General features: G+C 40.7%; 20 protein-coding genes and 1 other annotated feature. Of the genes, 18 read left to right on the forward strand and 2 right to left on the reverse strand.

Going from position 1 to position 21,395, the window contains the following annotated elements:
- The first annotated feature begins 56 nt into the window (after nucleotides 1–56).
- The 7 genes from NPA43_RS05515 to NPA43_RS05545 all read left to right on the forward strand — a co-directional run bounded on the left by NPA43_RS05515 (nucleotide 57) and on the right by NPA43_RS05545 (nucleotide 7,632).
- Nucleotides 57–851, forward strand: a complete 795-nt coding sequence (locus tag NPA43_RS05515) for a DUF2268 domain-containing putative Zn-dependent protease (protein ID WP_230030909.1) — start codon at nucleotides 57–59, stop codon at nucleotides 849–851.
- Between the two features lie 170 nt (nucleotides 852–1,021).
- Nucleotides 1,022–2,002, forward strand: a complete 981-nt coding sequence (locus NPA43_RS05520; RefSeq protein WP_099728273.1) for an ABC transporter ATP-binding protein — start codon at nucleotides 1,022–1,024, stop codon at nucleotides 2,000–2,002.
- 23 nt (nucleotides 2,003–2,025) lie between these two features.
- Complete coding sequence (locus NPA43_RS05525; RefSeq protein ID WP_256499658.1) at nucleotides 2,026–3,021, forward strand: ABC transporter ATP-binding protein; 996 nt, start codon at nucleotides 2,026–2,028, stop codon at nucleotides 3,019–3,021.
- A gap of 84 nt (nucleotides 3,022–3,105) precedes the next feature.
- Nucleotides 3,106–4,740 (forward strand): peptide-binding protein, encoded by a 1,635-nt coding sequence (locus NPA43_RS05530; RefSeq protein WP_099728271.1) that lies wholly within the window; start codon nucleotides 3,106–3,108, stop codon nucleotides 4,738–4,740.
- A gap of 77 nt (nucleotides 4,741–4,817) precedes the next feature.
- Entirely contained in the window at nucleotides 4,818–5,768 is a 951-nt protein-coding gene (locus tag NPA43_RS05535) for an ABC transporter permease (protein WP_256499460.1), read from the forward strand.
- A 33-nt stretch (nucleotides 5,769–5,801) separates the two neighbouring features.
- Nucleotides 5,802–6,701 carry an oligopeptide ABC transporter permease gene (opp4C, locus tag NPA43_RS05540; protein ID WP_256499659.1) on the forward strand — a complete coding sequence of 300 codons (900 nt, stop codon included), beginning with the start codon at nucleotides 5,802–5,804 and terminating at the stop codon, nucleotides 6,699–6,701.
- 178 nt (nucleotides 6,702–6,879) lie between these two features.
- Nucleotides 6,880–7,632 (forward strand): YjbA family protein, encoded by a 753-nt coding sequence (locus NPA43_RS05545; protein WP_039177811.1) that lies wholly within the window; start codon nucleotides 6,880–6,882, stop codon nucleotides 7,630–7,632.
- 35 nt (nucleotides 7,633–7,667) lie between these two features.
- Here the strand turns inward: NPA43_RS05545 and trpS are convergent, their stop codons facing one another.
- Nucleotides 7,668–8,663 (reverse strand): tryptophan--tRNA ligase, encoded by a 996-nt coding sequence (trpS, locus tag NPA43_RS05550; RefSeq protein ID WP_256499461.1) that lies wholly within the window; start codon nucleotides 8,661–8,663, stop codon nucleotides 7,668–7,670.
- A gap of 53 nt (nucleotides 8,664–8,716) precedes the next feature.
- Nucleotides 8,717–8,936: a binding site (T-box leader), on the reverse strand.
- A gap of 481 nt (nucleotides 8,937–9,417) precedes the next feature.
- On the opposite strand from trpS, the gene NPA43_RS05555 reads away from it, so the two are divergent.
- From NPA43_RS05555 to spxA, 8 genes are all read left to right on the forward strand, one after another.
- Nucleotides 9,418–11,055, forward strand: a complete 1,638-nt coding sequence (locus NPA43_RS05555; RefSeq protein ID WP_256499462.1) for a peptide ABC transporter substrate-binding protein — start codon at nucleotides 9,418–9,420, stop codon at nucleotides 11,053–11,055.
- Between the two features lie 116 nt (nucleotides 11,056–11,171).
- On the forward strand, nucleotides 11,172–12,116 hold the full coding sequence (locus tag NPA43_RS05560; protein WP_099728267.1) for an ABC transporter permease: 945 nt from the start codon (nucleotides 11,172–11,174) through the stop codon (nucleotides 12,114–12,116).
- Nucleotides 12,117–12,119: 3 nt separating this feature from the next.
- Entirely contained in the window at nucleotides 12,120–13,037 is a 918-nt protein-coding gene (locus NPA43_RS05565; protein ID WP_099728266.1) for an ABC transporter permease, read from the forward strand.
- A gap of 12 nt (nucleotides 13,038–13,049) precedes the next feature.
- Nucleotides 13,050–14,129, forward strand: coding sequence for an ABC transporter ATP-binding protein (locus NPA43_RS05570; RefSeq protein ID WP_268254798.1), 1,080 nt, complete (start codon nucleotides 13,050–13,052; stop codon nucleotides 14,127–14,129).
- A gap of 1 nt (nucleotide 14,130) precedes the next feature.
- Nucleotides 14,131–15,048 (forward strand): ABC transporter ATP-binding protein, encoded by a 918-nt coding sequence (locus tag NPA43_RS05575; RefSeq protein WP_099728264.1) that lies wholly within the window; start codon nucleotides 14,131–14,133, stop codon nucleotides 15,046–15,048.
- Between the two features lie 102 nt (nucleotides 15,049–15,150).
- Nucleotides 15,151–15,438: a hypothetical protein gene (locus NPA43_RS05580; protein ID WP_256499463.1), complete on the forward strand. Its 288-nt coding sequence runs from the start codon at nucleotides 15,151–15,153 to the stop codon at nucleotides 15,436–15,438.
- A 143-nt stretch (nucleotides 15,439–15,581) separates the two neighbouring features.
- Complete coding sequence (locus NPA43_RS05585; RefSeq protein WP_099728262.1) at nucleotides 15,582–16,160, forward strand: GNAT family N-acetyltransferase; 579 nt, start codon at nucleotides 15,582–15,584, stop codon at nucleotides 16,158–16,160.
- A 193-nt stretch (nucleotides 16,161–16,353) separates the two neighbouring features.
- On the forward strand, nucleotides 16,354–16,749 hold the full coding sequence (gene spxA, locus NPA43_RS05590) for a transcriptional regulator SpxA (RefSeq protein ID WP_003211421.1): 396 nt from the start codon (nucleotides 16,354–16,356) through the stop codon (nucleotides 16,747–16,749).
- Nucleotides 16,750–16,788: 39 nt separating this feature from the next.
- Here the strand turns inward: spxA and NPA43_RS05595 are convergent, their stop codons facing one another.
- A complete protein-coding gene (locus NPA43_RS05595; protein WP_230030906.1) occupies nucleotides 16,789–17,454 on the reverse strand; it encodes a TerC family protein in 666 nt (221 codons plus the stop codon).
- Nucleotides 17,455–17,718: 264 nt separating this feature from the next.
- On the opposite strand from NPA43_RS05595, the gene mecA reads away from it, so the two are divergent.
- The 3 genes from mecA to NPA43_RS05610 all read left to right on the forward strand — a co-directional run bounded on the left by mecA (nucleotide 17,719) and on the right by NPA43_RS05610 (nucleotide 21,173).
- The gene (gene mecA / locus NPA43_RS05600; RefSeq protein WP_230030905.1) at nucleotides 17,719–18,381 is read left to right on the forward strand and encodes an adaptor protein MecA; all 663 of its coding nucleotides are present in this window, start codon (nucleotides 17,719–17,721) and stop codon (nucleotides 18,379–18,381) included.
- A gap of 86 nt (nucleotides 18,382–18,467) precedes the next feature.
- Nucleotides 18,468–19,988 carry a cardiolipin synthase gene (gene cls / locus NPA43_RS05605; RefSeq protein ID WP_099728259.1) on the forward strand — a complete coding sequence of 507 codons (1,521 nt, stop codon included), beginning with the start codon at nucleotides 18,468–18,470 and terminating at the stop codon, nucleotides 19,986–19,988.
- A 162-nt stretch (nucleotides 19,989–20,150) separates the two neighbouring features.
- Complete coding sequence (locus NPA43_RS05610) at nucleotides 20,151–21,173, forward strand: competence protein CoiA (protein WP_256499465.1); 1,023 nt, start codon at nucleotides 20,151–20,153, stop codon at nucleotides 21,171–21,173.
- Nucleotides 21,174–21,395: the final 222 nt, after the last annotated feature.

The following is a 21,395-nucleotide window of genomic DNA, read 5'->3' on the forward strand; positions in this document are numbered from 1 at the left end:
TCAATAAACAGATCGCCGCCTTTTTGCATATGATGAAAATGGAGGTGTTAAACGGTATGGGTCTGATTAATACACAATATCTCATCCATCAATCATCATCATTTCAGGAGCTTGCGGCGCGCTTTGTCCCTTATTTTAAAGGAGCAGCAGAAAAGGAATGGTCCTCTATTCTCTCCCATTTACAGCATCACGGGATGGTGCGGTCTTGGAACCCATGCCAGGAAATGATCGACAAGCTCAAAGAAAAAGGGTACTTTAAGCTCGTCATGAAAGAATACAAAAAGCTGCAAAAACAGTGGGGAGGCCCTGACGTCCCTGTGTTTATTTTACCTGTAAATGAGAGCAGTAAAGAAATCAGAGAGCAATTTTATTATCAATCCGGCATGGCATTTGACGACAAGGTTTTTCTCTTTTTATCGCCAAACACCCCAAAAGAGCGTATCGGTACATTGCTGACACATGAATATCACCATGTATGCAGGTTGCATTTTCTCACGAAAGAAGAAAAAGATTTTACATTCCTTGATACAATCATGATGGAAGGGCTGGCTGAATATGCTGTGTATCATAGATACGGAGAAAGCTTTACAGCCAAATGGACTACATTATATGACGAAGCGCAGCTTCAGCGCATGTACAAGAAATGGGTATCCAGTCACCTTCATAAGAAAGTCCAGGACGACGAAAGACTGATACAGAATCTCCTTTATGGAAAAGGGAACTACCCCAAAATGCTTGGTTACGCCACTGGGTTTTATATCGTGAAAAAGTATTTCAGTGAGCATCGAATGAGCGAGGAGTCTATGATTGCAGAGCCAGCCGAAACCTTTTTAAAAGCGATAGAATCATAAAGTGAATGATTCACATAAAAAGAGGTAAATTACAAATTTACTAAATACTTCTTGATTTCGTCATGTTGATGTAATAATATACAAATATAAAATTTGATAATTCTTTTTATTCTAAAAAGACGGAATATTTAGATTTGGTTCTATTGATCTATGGAGAAAGGAGCGAATGAATGAGCGTACTACTTGAAGTGCAAAACTTAAAAACATATTTTTTTCGAAAAAAGGAACCGATACCTGCTGTTGATGGTGTCGATTTTAGCATCAACAGAGGAGAAACTGTCGCATTAGTCGGTGAGTCTGGATCTGGCAAAAGCATTACGTCCTTATCCATTATGGGTCTGATCAATGGGACTGGTGGAAAAATCATGGACGGTTCCATCAAGCTTGATGGAAAAGACCTTGTTACATATGGTGAAAAGGAATTATGCAGTATTCGCGGTAATGATGTATCCATGATCTTTCAGGAACCCATGACCTCACTTAATCCAGTCTTAACCATCGGGGAACAAATAACAGAAATCCTCATCTATCACAAAAAAATTTCAAAAAAAGAAGCCACCAGAAAAGCGATTGACCTGCTGAAGCTTGTTGGTTTTTCTCGCCCAGAACAAATCATCAAAGATTATCCGCACCGTTTATCCGGCGGCATGCGGCAACGAGTTATGATTGCCATTGCGTTAAGCTGTGATCCGAAGCTTCTCATTGCAGATGAACCAACAACCGCTCTAGATGTCACCATTCAAGCGCAGGTGCTCACCTTGATGAAAGATTTATGTGCAACATTTGGTACATCGATTCTCCTCATAACACACGATTTAGGTGTTGTGTCTGAAGTGGCAGATCGAGTGATTGTCATGTACTGCGGACAGGTAGTTGAAAATGGAACCGTCGAGGAATTGTTTGATGAGCCGCTTCATCCTTACACAGAAGGACTGCTTGAATCGATTCCTGTCATTGATGGAGAGATTCAGCCATTAACGGCGATAAAAGGAAATGTCCCTGCGCCAGATCAGCTTCCGGCTGGCTGCCGCTTTGCTCCTAGATGCCCGAAAGTCAAAGATCGCTGCATGGGGGAATTGCCAAAGCTGAAAACATTAGAAAATGGCAGAAGCGTCAGGTGTTTCTTATATGAGGAGGCAAGCCAAACATGACACTTGCTGAAAATCAGCCACAAATGACAGATCTTCCAGAGAAAGAAACCATTCTTGAACTGAAAAATATTCAAAAGCACTTTCCAATTAAAGCGGGAATTTTGCAGAAGAAAGTAGGTGCGGTCAAAGCTGTTGACGGCATAGACCTCAAGATTTATAAAGGTGAAACGTTAGGCATTGTCGGGGAGTCAGGATGCGGTAAATCGACATTAGGACGGACAATGATTCGCTTATATCAACCAACAGAAGGACAAATTCTATTTAAAGGGCAAGATATCTCTCACATATCTGAATCAAAACTAAGACAATCTACAAGAAAAAACATCCAAATGGTTTTTCAGGATCCCTTTGCATCACTCAACCCTAGAAAAACACTTCGAAGCATCATCAAAGAACCCTACAAAACACATCATTTATACTCCTTAAAAGAAAGGAATGAAAAAGTAGAACAGCTTTTATCAAAGGTAGGTCTTCATCCAAGCTTTGCGAATCGCTACCCGCATGAGTTTTCTGGTGGACAGAGGCAGCGGATCGGCATCGCTCGTGCGCTTGCCATGAATCCCGAGATGATCATAGCAGATGAGCCTGTTTCAGCACTCGACGTATCCATTCAGGCTCAGGTCATTAATCTGATGGAGGAGCTTCAGGAAGAATTTGACCTGACCTATCTATTTATCTCTCACGACCTAAGTGTGGTCAGGCACATTAGTGATAGAGTAGGCGTCATGTATCTCGGCAAAATGATGGAGCTTGCCGATAAGCACAGTCTGTACGATGAACCGCTCCATCCGTATACTCAAGCACTGCTTTCTTCTGTTCCGATCACCCGTAAAAAAGGTCAGGTGAAGAGAGAACGGATTATGCTGCAAGGTGATCTACCAAACCCTGCGAATCCGCCAAAAGGCTGCGTGTTTCACACAAGATGCCCGCATGCGAAAGAAATCTGTAAAGAAAAAGCACCAGCATTTCAGGAATTAAGAACGAACCACTTTGTTGCCTGCCATCTCTACGACGCTTAAAACAGCTTGTATGATCTCATCTTTGAGAGGGGGGATAAAGCGGCATCTGTCAGCATTTCTAAAAAAAGATAGGGGGAATTGTACATGAAAGGTAGAAATCAAAAATCCATTCTGGTCAGTTTACTGCTGATCTTTACACTGATACTTGCGGCTTGCTCTGGTGGAAATAAAACATCTGGAGAGAGTGAAAAGAAATCCACTGGTAAGCCTGTACAAGGCGGAGACCTTGTCATTGGTTCAATTGCAGAGCCTACGTTATTTAACTCGCTGTATTCAACAGATGTGGCAAGCTCTGATATTGAGGAAAGAATCTACAGCTTCTTACTTCAAACAGACGGAAAACTCAACCCGCAGCTATCGCTGGCAGAGGATATTAAAGAATCTGATGACGGCAAACAGTTTGATGTGACCATTAGAAAAGGTGTGAAGTTTCATGATGGTGAAGAACTGACTGCTGATGATGTTGTGTTTACATACAGCATTCCGATCAATAAGGACTACAACGGAGAGCGTGGATCAGGCTTTGAAGTATTAGATTCTGTCAAAAAGACAGGGGATTACTCTATTGAATTCAAGCTCAATAAAAAAGATCCGTATTTTTATAATGTCACACTAGGAAGCTATGGCATTTTGCCTAAGCATATTTTAGGTGATGTGCCTGTCAAGGATCTCGGCGAAAATGAATTTAACCGAAAAAAACCAATCGGTTCAGGTCCATTTAAATTTGCAGAGTGGAAAGAAGGAAACTATGTCAAACTAGAAGCCTTTGATGATTATTGGGATGGCCGTCCATACCTTGATACGGTCACCATTAAAACCATTCCTGATCAAAATGCAGCCATTGCCCAGCTATCAGCAGGTGATATTGATTTCTTTGCTGTACCGGGAGCAGAGCTGCAAACAGCTGAAAAAGTCAGCAACGTCAAAATTGAATCTGATCTAGGGCTCAATTATTCATATATTGGCTGGAACCAGAAAAATGATCTCTTCAAAAGTAAAAAGGTCCGCCAAGCTCTTACACATGCCATTGATCGTCAAACGATTGTCGATCAAGTGTTAGATGGAGACGGTAAAGTAGCCAACATTCCGGAAAGTCCGCTGTCATGGAACTACCCAAAGACTGAAAATGTCCCAGTGTTTGAATTTGACCAAGAAAAAGCGAAAAAGATGCTCAAAGAAGAGGGCTGGGAGGATTCAGATGGAGATGGCTATCTTGATAAGGATGGCAAAAAGTTCTCCTTTGTATTGAAGACGAACCAAGGAAACAAAGTGCGTGAAGATATCGCTGTCGTTGTACAGCAGCAGCTCAAAGAAATTGGCGTTGAAGCGAAGCCGCAAATTGTGGAGTTCAGTGCATTAATTGAACAGACCACACCGCCTAAGTGGGATTATGATGCTTTGTTGCTTGGCTGGAGCCTTGCAACATTCCCTGATCAGTTCAGCATCTTCCACTCAAGTCAGTCAGAAAAAGGCTTGAATAACATTTGGTATAAAAATGAAGAGGTCGATCAGCTGCTAGTTGATGCGAAGAACTTAAGCGATCGAAAAGAATATTCGAAGGCGTATGAAAAAATTTATGAGCTGATCGCAGAAGACCAGCCGTATACGTTCCTTTATTATGCCAACTCACATCGTGCAATGCCATCTAATCTCCAAGGCTATTCTTACCACCCAAAAGATGAGTATTACAAAATCGAAAAATGGTGGATTGAACAGTAGGCAGCTTGTGAAGAAGGGGAGTCTTCTCCCCTTTTTATATCACAGTATGGCCATCCGATGAAAAAGGAGTTGTGCACATGGTTACATATATCATTAGAAGGACATTGCTTTCCATTCCCATCTTGTTTGGTATTACGATTTTGTCCTTTGCCATTATGAAAGCAGCACCAGGCGATCCGATGTCACTCATGATGGACCCTACCATTAGTGCCGCAGACCGGGAAGCCTTTATTGATAAGTACGGCTTGAACGATCCCGAATATGTGCAATATATGAAATGGCTTGGCAATATGCTACAAGGTGATTTTGGCACATCCATTGTAAAAAAGGGAACCCCCGTGGCTGATTTGATCTTTGCGCGGCTGCCAAATACCCTCATCCTCATGATTTTTTCTACATTAGTTGCCCTGATCATCGCCATCCCATTGGGTGTCCTTTCAGCAAAACGTCCGTATACAAAGTTTGACTATGGCATTACGGTTACATCATTTATCGGACTGGCTATTCCGAATTTTTGGTTTGGTCTGATCCTCATTATGGTGTTATCTGTGAATCTAGGGTGGTTCCCAACTGGTGGAGTCTCTACCTTGAATGCCGATTTTAATGTGTTTGACCGGCTTCATCACATCATTTTACCAGCCTTTGTTTTAGCAACTGCTGATATGGCAGGGCTCACGCGTTACACAAGGTCGAGTATGCTGGATGTCATGCGGCAGGATTACATTCGCACTGCACGAGCGAAAGGCTTCAGAGAAAACAAAGTCATCTTCAAGCATGGCTTAAGAAACGGTTTGATGCCTGTCATTACGATTTTTGGCCTCATGATTCCATCCTTTATTGGCGGCGCGGTCGTGGTGGAACAAATATTCACATGGCCCGGTCTTGGAAAGCTGTTCATCGATTCTGCCTTTTCAAGAGATTATCCGGTGATTATGGCGATGACCGTTATTTCCGCAGTGCTAGTGGTTGTTGGAAACTTAATAGCGGATATTTTATATGCGATCGTTGATCCGCGTATTGAGTATTAGAAGGGAGCTGAAGCACAATTGGCACAGCCTAATATGGGAACACCACCTGTTGATCTCAAATTAAAGGAAGGCCTTCCGCCAAAACCTGAGACGATGCTGCGTTTATTTTGTGAGAAATTTTTCAAAAATAAATTGGCGGTTGCCGGCTCCGTTATTTTATTGGTGATCATCTTTTCGGCCATTTTTGCTCCATTGATCGCCCCTTACGCACCAGAGCAGCAAGATTTATTGAAGCGGCTCCAGCCGCCAAGTGCAGAGCATTTTATGGGAACTGACAAGTTTGGCCGCGATATTTTTTCAAGGGTGCTTTATGGAGCGCGTGTCTCTCTTTTAGTTGGCTTCGTCTCAGTGGTCGGAGCGATCACCATTGGCACCGTCGTTGGAGCGGTAGCAGGCTACTTTAAAGGATTTGTTGATTCTGTATTAATGAGGTTTGTTGATGTCGTGCTGTCTATTCCGGACATCTTTCTATTGATCACGCTAGTGACGATTTTCAAACCGAGCATTGATAAATTGATTTTGATCTTTGCTTTGACCGGCTGGACAACAACCGCCAGACTGATCCGCAGTGAATTCTTATCCCTGCGAACAAGGGAATTCGTATTGGCGGCAAGAACGATTGGAACGAAAAACCATGTCATCATCTTTTCGCATATTTTACCGAACTGTATCGGTCCTATCATCGTCTCTGCTACGTTGAAAGTAGGTTCCGTCATTTTAGCAGAATCGACGCTCAGCTATCTAGGGTTTGGCATTCAGCCGCCAACGGCGAGCTGGGGCAACATGCTGCAAGATGCACAAAATTTCTCGATTATGGTGCAGGCATGGTGGTATCCGCTTTTCCCAGGTTTACTGATCCTGCTCACCGTCCTATGCTTTAATTTCTTAGGAGATGGACTGAGAGATGCGCTTGACCCTAAAAAACTAAAGTAAGGTTTACACCTTCATAACAAGTTGAATGGGACTTTGCAATACGTTCTCCGTTTCCTTGATGAAATAAAGAAATGCAAACCGTCATTCGTTCAGCTGGAAGTTTTGATAAAGTTGGAATAATTTCTCTATCCCTTGCCCATACTGTGGACAACAGTTTTTAAAAAGTGAGGGATTGGTTATGTTATTTCTTCATGACGTATGGGTGAATTGGTTTGAAGGGGAAGAAAATGGCTACAATGTGTGCCATTTTCATGAGTGGCGCAAGGAGGACAGTGTCGAATTGTTAGATCAAGTGCCTTTACTCAAGGTGCAGAGTCCTTTGTTTGATTACATAGAGAATGATCTATCAGAGCTGCCGAAAACGCTGCTAGAATCTGTATTTGAGAAATCATATATTCGAAAAAATCATGAACGGCGAAAATTAGAGTATTGCTTTGTCGTAACCGACGGCATCCGAATCATTGCTGTTGATACGATTGGGTATTCCATTCCTGTGAGAAAAAGCCGCTTAATCCCAAGACAGGAGCAACTGGTGTACGAAATGGTGAAAGATGTAAAGGCAGAGGAATATGAATTCTCTAAAGACAGTCTTGAGTCGACGAAAGAGTATCATATTTTATCATTGCCGCCGCAGCACATCAGTGGATTAACGAGAAAAGAAAGACAGCTGAAGCAGCTCATGTTTATGGCGCTCGATCAATTAAAAGGACTTCAAAATAGGGCAGAAATTGCGTATTGGTATACGGAATGGAATCCACGTATGTACAACCAAATCAAACGAATGTCATTCGAGGAAATTTGGAACATGCTTTACAATGAAACAATTGACGGGTGGTCTGAAAACCATTTAGCATTCTGTGAAAAAATGATTAAAGGACAGCCGTTTTTCGAAAAGCTTTGGGAAATGGAAAACGAGTCAAAAGTGAATTAGAAAAAGCTTGCAGCGTGATGAGCTGCAAGCTTTTTTTATTTGCGTTTTCTGCCAAGACCCATCGCATTCTCCATTTTTTTCAGCATTTTGTTTGCCGCGCGGTTTGCCTTTTCAGCGCCTTCGTCTAGAATGCGGTCAAGCTCGTCTGACTCAATGAGTTCATAGTATCGATCTTGTATAGGTTTTAAAGCATCAACCACAACGTTCGCAAGATCTCCCTTAAACTCACCATAGCCTTTGCCTTCATACTTTTGTTCAAGCTCCTCAATAGATACGTTACCTAATACAGAATAAATCGTCAGCAAGTTGGCGATTCCAGGCTTGTTTTCTTTGTCATACTTGACGATGCCCTCTGAATCAGTGACTGCACTTTTAATTTTCTTTTCAAGCTGCTTTGGTTCATCTAATAAGGTAATGAAGGATTTTTGGTTCGGATCGGATTTGCTCATCTTTTTCGCCGGGTCTGTTAATGACATGATTCGAGCGCCTTCTTTTGGAATCTTCACTTCAGGTACAGTGAAGATGTCATTATACTTTCGGTTAAAGCGTTCAGCAAGCGTTCTTGTCAATTCAAGGTGCTGCTTTTGGTCTTCTCCGACAGGTACTAAATCAGTACCGTATAATAAGATATCGCCAGCCATTAATGGCGGATACGTTAACAGGCCAGAAACGACAGCTTCCTTACCAGCGGATTTGTCCTTAAATTGAGTCATTCTTTCTAATTCCCCAATATAAGCGACACATTGCAGCATCCAGCCTGCCTGGGCGTGGGCAGGTACCTCTGATTGGATAAACAATGTCGCCTTCTCTGGATCAAGTCCTACTGCCAAATAAAGAGCCGCCAAGCTTCTAATATTTTGACGAAGAGCTAGCCGGTCCTGACTCACCGTAATCGCATGCTGATCCACCACACAAAAATAGCCATGATAGTCATGCTGCAAATCAACAAATTGCTTCATTGCCCCAATGTAGTTCCCTAATGTCACAGAACCGCTAGGCTGAATGCCTGAGAAAATCGTCTTCTTTGTCATATTAAAACCTCATTTCTTCAATATAAAAAGGCCCACCCATCACTTTTCAACAGAAAAGGGACGAATGAACCGCGGTACCACCCTTGTTATTTCAATCAGAAATCACTCAAGACGTTGATATCGGAGACTGCTCCGTCTAAGCCTACTCACTTTTTAGAAGTGTTCGGTTAGCTGCTCCAAAGCCCATTCCATACATGCCATTATCTGCTCACACCGGCCGCAGACTCTCTGTAAATGGTGAATATATGTACTCTTCTTTTTCATCGCAACAGTATGTCTATCTATTATAAAGGATGACCATGAAAAAGTCACGAAGCCCTTGTGTGACCTTCTCATCATGTCGTTTGACACTTTAAATTTTAGATAAAATAACAACTATCTGTCAGAATTTTTTAAAAAAGGATGATTAATTATATGTATAAAACATTATTCTTGCTGAATTTGTTTAATTATTTTAATCAATTTACGCTTTAATTTGTTGAAGTGATTGAGACTTTAGTTTATAAAAATCCCTCTTTATCCCCATTTACGTTTTTTAAAAATATGTGAAATTGATATTGCAATAAATTATTCTATTCATTATAATGAATTTGTTCACACGTTTGTGCTAGGCTCTTTACATAGTGAAAATTCAGAAAAAACAAAAGAAATAGAAAGTAAGCTATTTAGGGACTTTTTTACGCTATTTCTTAAATCTGAATCTCATCTTCTATCGAGACCTTTGAACTAAAACATATTATAAGGGGGAATACAGTTGAAAAAGCGTTGGTCTGTTGTTACTTTAATGCTTATTTTCACACTTGTATTAAGCGCTTGTGGTTTCAGCGGAAACAAATCAGGCGACAGCACGAGCAGTTCTGGAGAGGCTAAAACAACATTAAATGTGAATATCTCCACTGAGCCTTTTTCTCTACATCCGGGACTGGCAAATGATTCAACTTCAGGAAGTGTCATCCGTCAGACTTTTGAGGGATTAACAAGAATTAACGCTGAAGGAAAGCCAGAAAATGCGATGGCTTCTGATATCAAAACAAGTGCTGATGGTAAAACATACACATTCACACTTCGTGATGCAAAATGGTCTAATGGTGACCCTGTTAAAGCAGAAGATTTCGAATATGCTTGGAAATGGGCATTAGATCCTAAAAATGAATCTCAATATGCTTACCAGCTTTACTATATTAAAGGTGCTGAAGCAGCAAACAAAGGGAAAGCGAAAGTTGCTGATGTTGGCATTAAAGCTAAAGACGACAAAACGCTTGTAGTTGAGCTTGAGAACCCAACACCGTTCTTTACTGAACTAACTGCATTCTATACGTATATGCCAGTCAACAAAAAAGTGGCTGAAAAGAATAAAAACTGGTACACAAATGCTGGTGAAAACTACGTATCTAACGGACCATTTGCTCTTACTAAATGGAAACATGGCGGTTCTATCACGCTTGAGAAGAACAATGAATACTGGGATAAAGATACTGTAAAATTGAAAAAGATTAACATGTCTATGATCAAAGATACAAACACTGAGCTTAGCATGTTCGAAAAAGGCGAGCTTGACTGGGCTGGTTCTCCAACTGGAAACCTTCCTACTGAGTCTCTAAAAACATTGAAAAATAAAGGCAATCTTAAGATCCAGACGATTGCAGGTGTTTATAATTATAAATTCAACACTGAAGTAAAACCTTTAAACAATGCAAACATCAGAAAGGCACTTGCTTACTCAATCAATCGTCAAGCGATTGTTGACAAAATTACACAAGGTGAACAAGTTCCAGCTATGGCAATCGTTCCTCCAACAATGGAAGGTTTCGAGGACAACAAAACTGGCTACTTCAAAGATCATGATGTAGCAACTGCAAAAGAATTTCTTGAAAAAGGTGTGAAAGAATTAGGTTATAAGTCAGTTTCTGATCTTCCAGCATTGAAACTTTCTTACAACACGGATGAAGCTCACCAAAAGATTGCACAAGCAATTCAAGAAATGTGGAAGAGAGACTTAGGCGTGAAAGTTGAACTTGATAACTCTGAGTGGAACGTTTATATCGATAAACTTCACAGTGGAGATTACCAAATCGGACGTATGGGCTGGTTAGGTGATTTCAACGATCCAGTGAACTTCCTTGAGCTTTACAAAGATAAAGACGGTGGAAACAATGACACTGGTTGGGAAAGCAAAGAGTATAAACAATTATTGAATGATTCTGCGAAAGAAACAGATAAAACGAAGCGTGAAGAAATGCTGAAAAAAGCAGAAGAAATTCTCATCAACGATATGCCTATAGCACCAATCTACTTCTACACTCAACTTTGGGTACAAGATCCAAAACTAAAAGGTGTAGTTGTATCTGGACTCGGTGATGCACAATACAAATGGGCACATTTCGAAAAGTAAGAGTTATAGTGTAAGAGATCTACGGCAAGGATCTTAAGGTATATGGAGGATGTCTCTCCATATACCTTTCTTGCTGATTAGAGAAATTGTTGTAAAATCATGGAGGTGCAATTCCGTTGCTTAAATATATCGGTAAGCGATTAATATATATTTTAATCACACTGTTTGTTATTGTAACTGCAACTTTCTTTCTCATGCAGGCAGCACCTGGTGGTCCATTCTCTGGAGAGAAGAAACTTCCTGCTGAAATTGAAGCAAACCTAAACGAGCACTACGGGTTGGACAAGCCCTTATTTGTTCAATATGTAAGCTACTTAGGTTCCGTTGCAACATTAGATTTTGGCCCCTCATTTAAATATAAAGGACAAACCGTAAATGACTTAATCAGTTCTGGATTCCCCGTTTCCTTTACCCTCGGAATTGAGGCAATTCTCCTCGCATTAGCATTTGGTGTATTGTTTGGGGTCCTTGCAGCGCTCTATCATAACAAGTGGCAAGACTATACGATTGCCATTTTAACGATCTTTGGAATTTCAGTTCCAAGTTTCATTTTAGCGGCGCTACTACAATATGTATTTGCATCTGAGGCAAGCTTCTTTGCGATTTTCCCAGTTGCAGGATGGGAGTCTTGGGCCAGCACCGTACTACCTTCTATTGCACTTTCCTTCATGCCAATGGCATTTATCGCTAGACTTGCGCGGTCAAGTATGCTTGAAGTACTAAACAGTGACTACATTAGAACGGCTAGAGCGAAAGGATTAACGAAAACAGCTGTTACGATCAAACACGCGATTCGAAACGCATTGTTACCTGTCATTACATACATGGGACCAATGGCAGCTTCGGTTTTAACAGGTAGTTTTGTCGTTGAGAAGATTTTTGGTATTCCTGGCTTAGGCTCTCACTTTGTCACAAGCATTACAAACCGTGATTACACCGTCATCATGGGTGTCACAGTCTTCTACAGTATTATTCTATTAATCAGTATTCTAGTCGTTGACGTCCTCTACGGTATTATCGATCCTAGAATTAAACTGACGAAGGCGAAGAAAGGGGTCTAACACATGGAAGAGATGAGAAAAGATTTATTTGTGCCCGCGACGGCTGATGCAGCAGAATCTGAAAAAATTTCTAAACCGAGTCTATCTTTATGGAAGGATGCTATGCTTCGCTTCCGTGCAAATAAACTTGCAATGGTTGGGCTCGCAATCATTTTTATTATTGTGATGCTGGCAATCTTCGTTCCGATGTTTTCTAAATATGATTACTCTACGACAGATTTGCTTAATGCAGACCAGCCGCCTTCAAAAGAGCACTGGTTCGGTACGGATGATTTAGGCCGAGACATGTTTGTTCGTACATGGGTAGGGGCAAGAATCTCGATCTTTATCGGTCTTGCTGCAGCTATTCTTGACGTGATCATCGGTATTATCTGGGGAAGTATTGCTGCATTCAAAGGCGGTCGTACGGACGAAGTGATGATGCGTATTGCAGACGTTTTATGGGCAATCCCAACACTATTAATGGTTATTTTAATGATGGTTGTTCTGCCAAAGGGATTATTAACAATTATCCTCGCCATGACAGTTGTAGGCTGGATTAACATGGCACGTATTGTTCGGGGACAAGTTTTACAATTGAAGAGCCAAGAGTACGTTCTTGCTGCACAAACATTAGGTGCGAAAACATCTAGACTTTTATTTAAACACTTAATTCCAAACTCAATGGGACCAATTCTTGTGACGATGACATTAACAATTCCTTCTGCTATTTTCACAGAGGCATTCTTGAGCTATCTAGGGCTTGGTGTACCGGCTCCATTAGCGAGCTGGGGAACAATGGCATCTGACGGAATTCCGGCCATGACGTACTATCCGTGGAGATTATGGTTCCCAGCCGCATTTATCTGTATTACAATGTTTGGTTTTAACGTGGTTGGAGACGGACTAAGAGACGCTTTAGATCCGAAGTTGCGTAAATAAGGAGTGATTAGGATGGAACGTGAACGTATTCTAGAGGTGAAAGACCTTGCAATCTCATTTAAAACATATGGTGGAGAGGTTCAAGCCATTCGTGGTGTGAACTTCCACTTAAATAAAGGCGAGACACTTGCGATTGTAGGTGAATCTGGCTCTGGTAAAAGTGTGACATCACAGGCCATCATGAGATTAATTCCGATGCCGCCAGGTTATTTCAAGCGCGGAGAGATCCTTTTTGATGGGCAAGATATTGTCAAGAAAACCGAAAAACAAATGCAAACCATTCGCGGAAAAGACATCTCGATGATCTTCCAAGATCCGATGACTTCTCTGAACCCAACCATGAAGGTCGGGAAACAAATTACAGAAGTGCTATTCAAGCACGAACAAATTTCAAAAGAAGCGGCTGAAAAAAGAGCCATTGAACTATTGGAACTCGTTGGAATTCCAATGCCTGAAAAAAGAATCAAGCAGTATCCGCATGAATTTAGTGGCGGGATGAGACAAAGGGTAGTCATTGCGATGGCACTCGCAGCAGATCCAAAGCTATTGATTGCCGATGAGCCGACGACTGCACTTGATGTAACGATTCAGGCGCAAATTTTAGAATTAATGAAAGAAATTCAGCAAAAGGTTGAAACATCGATTATCTTTATTACCCACGATTTGGGTGTTGTTGCCAATGTCGCAGATCGTGTAGCTGTCATGTATGCAGGACAGATTGTGGAGACAGGAACTGTCGATGAAATTTTCTACAATCCGAAACATCCGTATACATGGGGACTTTTAGCATCAATGCCAAGTTTGGATACAGATGGCGGGGATGAAGGGAAGCTGACGGCTATCCCAGGAACACCGCCAGACCTGACAAACCCGCCGAAAGGAGATGCATTTGCACTCCGTAGCGATTATGCAATGAAAATTGACTTCGAACAAGAACCACCAATGTTCAAAGTATCCGATACGCATTATGTGAAATCATGGCTACTTCATCCGAATGCACCTAAAGTTGAACCGCCTGCTGCTGTAAAGGCGAGAATGCGTGAACTAGAAGGTAGCTACGAAAAACCTGTATTAGTAAAAGAGGGTGAATAGCATGGCAGAAAAACTGGTAGAAATTAAAAATTTGAAGCAGCATTTCCATACAGCAAGAGGAACTGTGAAAGCAGTTGACGGCGTTTCATTTGATATTTACAAAGGTGAAACACTTGGCCTTGTAGGTGAGTCTGGATGTGGTAAGTCCACTACGGGCCGATCCATCATTAGACTTTATGATGCAACTGATGGCGAGGTTCTTTATAAAGGAGAGAGCGTACACGGAAAGAAATCAAGACAAAAAATGCTTGAATTCAACCGACAAATGCAGATGATCTTCCAAGATCCGTATGCCTCACTTAACCCTAGAATGACAGTCCTTGATATCATTGCAGAGGGCATAGACATTCATGGCCTTGCGAAATCAAAGCAAGCGCGGAAAGAGCGTGTGTATCAATTGCTTGAAACTGTTGGCTTGAACAAAGAGCATGCGAACAGATATCCACATGAATTCTCAGGTGGTCAAAGACAGCGTATTGGAATTGCTCGTGCATTAGCAGTTGAGCCGGATTTTATCATTGCCGATGAACCAATCTCTGCACTAGATGTGTCCATCCAAGCGCAGGTCGTCAATTTAATGAAAGAACTGCAAGATGAAAAAGGCTTAACGTATTTATTCATTGCGCATGACCTTTCCATGGTGAAATACATCAGCGATCGTATCGGTGTGATGTATTTTGGGAAATTGGTTGAGCTTGCACCAGCGAATGAACTATACGAAAACCCGCTTCATCCATATACAAAATCATTACTATCTGCGATTCCGCTTCCAGATCCTGATTATGAGCGTAACCGCAAACGAATTAAGTACGATCCATCTGTTCATAAAGGAACGAACACGGAGTTCCGTGAAGTGAAGCCAGGCCACTTTGTGAGCTGTACAGAGGAAGAGTTCAAAGAGCTCCAGGCTAAACAATAAGAGAAGAAGCACTGCTAGGTCAGTGCTTCTTTTTTATTTTACAAAAAAACAATATTATGGTAATTTTTGATTCGCAAAAAGAGAAGTCTAGGAGGAAATAAGATGTCAAAATGGAAGGCTTTTCGCTATTCAGTGCTTCATTTTCTGATCGTATTCATGCTTTTCTCAACGTCATTTTTGAAGGAACAAAACGGAGGACAATGGTTGCTCGCGTTTATGGTGCTCATTGGCAGCATTTCGTTTTCGGTGGAATATGTGCTTTACCGTCATACAAACAACGAGAAGCCAGAAGCACGGCGCATAAAGTATCTTTATTTAATCATGTTTCAAATAGCGATGACACTCATTCTGTTTGTTTGCTTTCACATGCTCATGAATCGTTCGATATAAAACCAAAACTTTTTTTGTATTGTTTGAAAAAAAGTGAAACCACCTAAGACTTTTTAGCGTCTTACTAGTACAGGCGTTTAAATAGCAGGAAATCGGGAATATATAAGGAAGTGGTTCTTCACTATATCATAAGGAGCGGATCCATGAATTGGTATGAAAAGCTCAGTGAATACTTCCCGATAGAAGAAATGAAGTCAAAAGAGCATATGGAAGCTTTATTAAAGGAAAGAAGTGAAATTTATCATAAGGAAGAAGGGCCTCATCATGTGATGATGTACGCTGAATTCGATTCTTTCATCTTTATTGATTATTTATTTGTTTCCAAAGATGCAAGAGGTGAAGGCCTCGGCTCAAAGCTCATTCATAAGCTGAAGGAAAAAAAGAAACCGATCTTGCTTGAGGTGGAGCCTGTAGATGAAGATGATGCAGATACTGCAAAACGCCTAAAGTTTTACCAAAGAGAGCACTTCAAGCATGCTGAATCAATCGGTTATAAACGCAGGTCACTTGCAACCAATGAAGTGAACCGTATGGAAATCCTTTATTGGTCGCCTCTTACAGATAATGAGGAAGAAATGATGGAGGCCATGAGGAAGACATATGAAAGAATCCATACGTATAAAGATGAAGAATGGTATGGACAATCGTATGAGGATGTTGATGATGTGTTGAAGGTCATTGAAAATAAAAAACAAAAAAATATTTTCGATCATCTCGACTAAATGAGAATGTTCAGACATCAAGCATCACTACAAAAAGAATGAAATTGTTTAGTTTTTGTCACAAAAATTGCAAGAAAATCTGTTCACACTTACTTTTTTATAGTATAATCACTATAAAGATTACTTATTTAGAACAATTTTAATTTAAGAATACAGATCAATATTCATTCTACAAATTGAGGAGTGAAGATTTATGGTAACATTATACACATCACCAAGCTGTACATCATGTAGAAAAGCAAGAGCGTGGTTAGAAGAGCACAATATTCCATATCAAGAGAGAAACATTTTTTCTGAGCCTCTTTCAATCGATGAAATCAAAGAAATTCTTCGAATGACAGAAGACGGTACAGATGAAATCATCTCAACACGTTCTAAAGTCTTCCAAAAGCTAAATGTGAATGTTGAGACAATGCCGCTTCAACAATTGTATAAACTAATCAACGAGCATCCTGGTCTTTTAAGACGTCCAATTATTTTGGATGAAAAAAGATTACAAGTTGGGTACAACGAAGATGAAATTAGACGTTTCCTTCCAAGAACGGTTCGTACATTCCAACTGCGAGAAGCTCAGCGACTTGCTAACTAATAGAAAAGCGAAAAGCTGCCGATCATCTGGCAGCTTTTTTTATTTGTTTTCAGCCGTTTGTTCATAAAAGAGGCTGGCTAAAATGACGGTTGCGACTGTTAAAAATGGAAGTAAAAATTCAAGGGTTGCATGCTGAGCCATAAATTCATTCAATTTCACATCACGGACAATCATTTCACCGCCAGTAAAAGCTAAAAGGGCACTTCCTCCGTATAAAAGAAACGGAAATTTGGTTAATGCTGTATGAATGAGCTTACTTCCCCAAATAATAATAGGCACTGAAATCATTAAGCCAAAAGCGGTGAGCACCATGTTGCCTTTTGCGGCTCCTGCAACTGCGATCACATTATCAAGCGACATAAACAGGTCCGCAATCACAATGGTTTGAACCGCACGCCAAAGGGAGCCGCTGCTTTTAATCCGAATCGATTCTTTCTTTTGTTCAATTAACAGATTGTATCCTATATAAAGGAGAAAGAGCCCGCCGATAAATTGCAAATAAGGGATGGTCAATAAATAAACTGCTGCACCTGTCATCGTAATTCTCATCAGCACTGCCAAAAGTGTGCCGATCCATATGGCTTTATTGCGTTTATCATTTGATAAGCTTCGACTGGCCATCGCAATGATGAGCGCATTATCTCCGCCTAAAATCAGGTCTATGCCAATAATCATCAGTAAGGATACGATCCACTCTGTTTCCACCCATTTCACCTCACGTCACTAATAGAGCTCGTACAACCAATATATGAGGACAATTCAAATATATGTTTCTGCAAGTTTTCTTTGCAAAAAATGCGTTTTTATTTCTTTTATTCATGTTTTATCATAAAATAGACAGTACAAAGCAATACCTCAAGTCTTTAAACGGTTAACATGTAGACGGAACGGGTAAAGTGTAGTAAAGTACTATTAATTGGGAGCTTGTATGTCCCTTCAACATCTTATATAGAAGGGAAGGTTGGCAAAATGGAAATCGAAAGAATAAATGAACATACAGTGAAATTTTATATTTCCTATGGTGATATTGAAGATCGCGGTTTTGACCGTGAAGAGATTTGGTATAATCGTGAGCGCAGTGAAGAGCTGTTCTGGGAAGTAATGGACGAAGTGCACGAAGAAGAAGAGTTTGCAGTAGAGGGACCGCTTTGGATTCAAGTACAGGCCCTTGATAAAGGCCTTGAAATTGTCGTGACAAAAGCCCAACTTTCTAAAGATGGACAAAAGCTCGAATTGCCGATTCCAGAAGATAAAAAAGATCAAACAGAAGAAAGCCTAGATGCACTGCTTGATGATTTTCATAAAGAAGAGCAGGATCAAGAAGAACATAATGAGAAGGACAAAAAGCTTCAACTCCAATTCGTATTGAAAATGGATGATTTTGAAGATTTGATTGCACTTTCTCAATTAAATATGCAGGATTTTACCACAAGTTTATATTCGTTTGAAAACCGTTATTATCTATATGTTGACTTCCACGAGGATTTGTCAGATGAGCAAGTGGAGAATAAGCTCAGCATTCTGCTTGAATACGCCCATGAATCAGTGGTCAGCATCTACAGACTACAAGAATACGGTCAGCTGATTATTAAAGGGAATGCCCTTGAAACGCTTCAACAGCACTTCTCGTAAACAACAAAAAGTCGATTTCTATAGAGGAATCGGCTTTTTTATCTGAATGAATAGTTAAACAAAGAGATCGGCAAGGAGAAAATGAAATGAGAAATTTAGTTAAGGTTCTATTTTTTCTTATCATTACGATAAGTGCTTATTTGATTATCCAAATTTTTGCCGGTGATCTAGCGGTAAGTGTACTCAGTTCCGTCAGTGTTCTCTTCACTTTATCGATTATCTTTATCGGATTTGTCATTTTCTTAGAGAACCGGAACCCGTCTCAAACGATTACGTGGCTTGTCCTGCTTGGCAGCTTTCCGTTATTCGGATTTTTGTTCTATATTTTCTTTGGACGTAATATTAAAAAGCGCCGGCTGTTTGAAAAGAAAGCGGTGCTGGATGAGCAGTTAATTCAGGAAGATGAACGCATTCACAGAGAAGCAATTGAAAAAATGACACATATGGGTGACCATCAGCAGCTTTTATTTAAGCTTGCCCATAGACTTGGACATACCCCCATTACGTATCGAACGTCCTCTAAAGTCCTAACCAATGGAGAAGAAACGTTCTCTCATATTTTTGAAGAGATCAAAAAGGCAAAACATCACATTCACTTAGAATATTATATTCTCCGCCACGATGATCTTGGTCAAGAATTAAAGGACATATTAATTGAAAAAGCGAAAAATGGCGTCATTGTCCGTTTTTTATATGACGATGTAGGCAGCTTAAAGCTCTCTCGTCAATATATTGCTGACCTAGAAAAAGCTGGCGTTCAGATCGTTCCGTTTTTACCAGTAAGACTACCCTTGTTAAATAATAAAATCAACTTCCGAAATCACCGAAAAATCGTGGTGATTGATGGAAAAGTAGGATTTGTCGGCGGTCTTAACATTGGGGACGAATATATGGGCAGAAGCAGGCAATATGGATTTTGGCGTGATACGCACCTGATGATTCAAGGTGAGGCAGTTCGCGATTTGCAGCAAATTTTTATGCAGGATTGGTATTATATGACCAATGAAAGATGCTCAGGCGTGGACTATTTTAAAGATTTTAGCCATATTGAAAGTACAACAGAAGGCGTCCAAATGATTGCCGGCGGACCTGATAAACAGTGGGAGGTCATTAAAAATCTCTTTTTCTCCATGATCATCTCAGCTAAAAAGTCAATTTGGATCGCTTCACCGTATTTTGTACCTGATGATGATATATTGTCAGCGTTGAAAATTGCTTCTTTGAGTGGAGTAGATGTACGGATTATTGCACCGAAGAATCCAGATAAACGCATCGTCTTCCATGCGTCTCGTTCATACTTCCCGGAGCTTCTTGAAGCAGGGGCGAAGGTGTATGAATATGATCAAGGCTTTATGCATAGTAAGTTTATTATTGTAGATAGTGAGCTGGCATCGATTGGGACGGCCAACATGGATATGAGAAGCTTTCATTTGAACTTTGAAGTGAATGCCTTCCTCTATAAAACGAAAAGCACAGAGAAGCTGGTCAACGACTTCTTAGGTGATTTAGAGCAGTCGCATGAAATTGTCCTAGAAGAATTTGCAAAGAGACCTTTGAGAGTGAGACTGTTTGAATCTACCGCAAGATTATTATCACCACTTTTATAAAGATTGTATTTCCCCCATTTTCTAAAAGGGGGATTTTTCATTTTAACGAGGAAAAGCTCGGTGAAACCATGTTTTGAAACGATAAAAGTCCATTTTCGATATTCGCTTCCCTTGATGAGAACAAGCTATAATCTGGTCATCAAAGAGCAAGGGGCGAAATGAATGAACGCAGCGATCATGGATAATGGGAAGCTTATACGAATTACACATCATCTAACGAAAAGTCGGCTAGAGCATGTAAGGGCTACGTGTAAATTTTATTGTCCTGAATGCAGGCAGGAGGTGCAATTAAAGTTAGGCGAGCACCGTGTCTATCATTTTGCACATAAACAGCTGACAGCATGTCCGTTAGCTGCTTCAGGCGAAACGGTTTATCATCAGGCGGGGAAGGCTGCCATCAAGGATTGGCTCACTAGGCTTGGACATGAACCGGTGATGGAGAAGTATGTTTCAAAGGTTCAGCAGCGCCCTGATGTGACCGTCGCTATAGGTGATGCAGGCTATGCGATCGAATTTCAGTGTGCGAATATTTCGCAGCAAGAGCTGCGGAAAAGAACAGAAGGTCTCCGTGCAGCAGGGCTCTTTCCTATATGGATCATAGGTGCAAATCGTTTAAAAAGAACATCTACCCAGCTCTTTTCTTTCTCCTCCATTCATTGGGGAATCTTAAGGCAAACGAAGAAAAGGAGACTGATTTTTTACTGTCCGATCCAGCAAATGTTTCTCCATCTTGATCAAATCCTTGTGTTTCAGCCCACGAAAATATGTGCCACAATGACCGTCAGACCGCCTTCAGCATATCGTCAACTTTCGGCACTTCTATATCCTTCCTTGAGCAAGCGTCCATTAAACAAGCAATGGCTTAGGTGTATTCAGCAATTTAGGCAGAGGCCTCCTGGCATTTTATCAAATGAAAGTAAGCGTTTGAGAAACATTTTTTATGAGCATCACCATACGGCATTTCCGTTTTTGCCATCTGAATTATTTATCCCGCTGACAGAAGCGTATATCTTTTCAAGTCCCGTTTATGTCTGGCAGGGATGTCTATATGATTGGATGGTTAGAAAAAGAGGAAGAGGGCCAGTGACCATTCAACACCTAATAAAAGAAATCTATCGGTGTGTGCAGGCAAAAGAAGTGAAGCTCCGATATGCAGGTGTCTCAATAAAGAAGTCAAAGAGGTGATCACCGCATATGTAAAGGTACTTGTCTGCCAAGGGTTTTTACACATGACGAAAGAGGGTAATTATGAAGTAACGTCGAATCAAATGCCAATCCGAACAATAGATGAAGTGTTAAAACGAGATGCTTTCTTATTTCATTAGCATGTTTCATGCCCACTTTGATCATGATAAGAAAAAGGTGGTGCTGCTATTGAATAGAAAGAAACGCTTTTTTCTCATTTTT

It is taken from the genome of Bacillus pumilus, assembly GCF_024498355.1.
Taxonomy (GTDB): domain Bacteria; phylum Bacillota; class Bacilli; order Bacillales; family Bacillaceae; genus Bacillus; species Bacillus pumilus_P.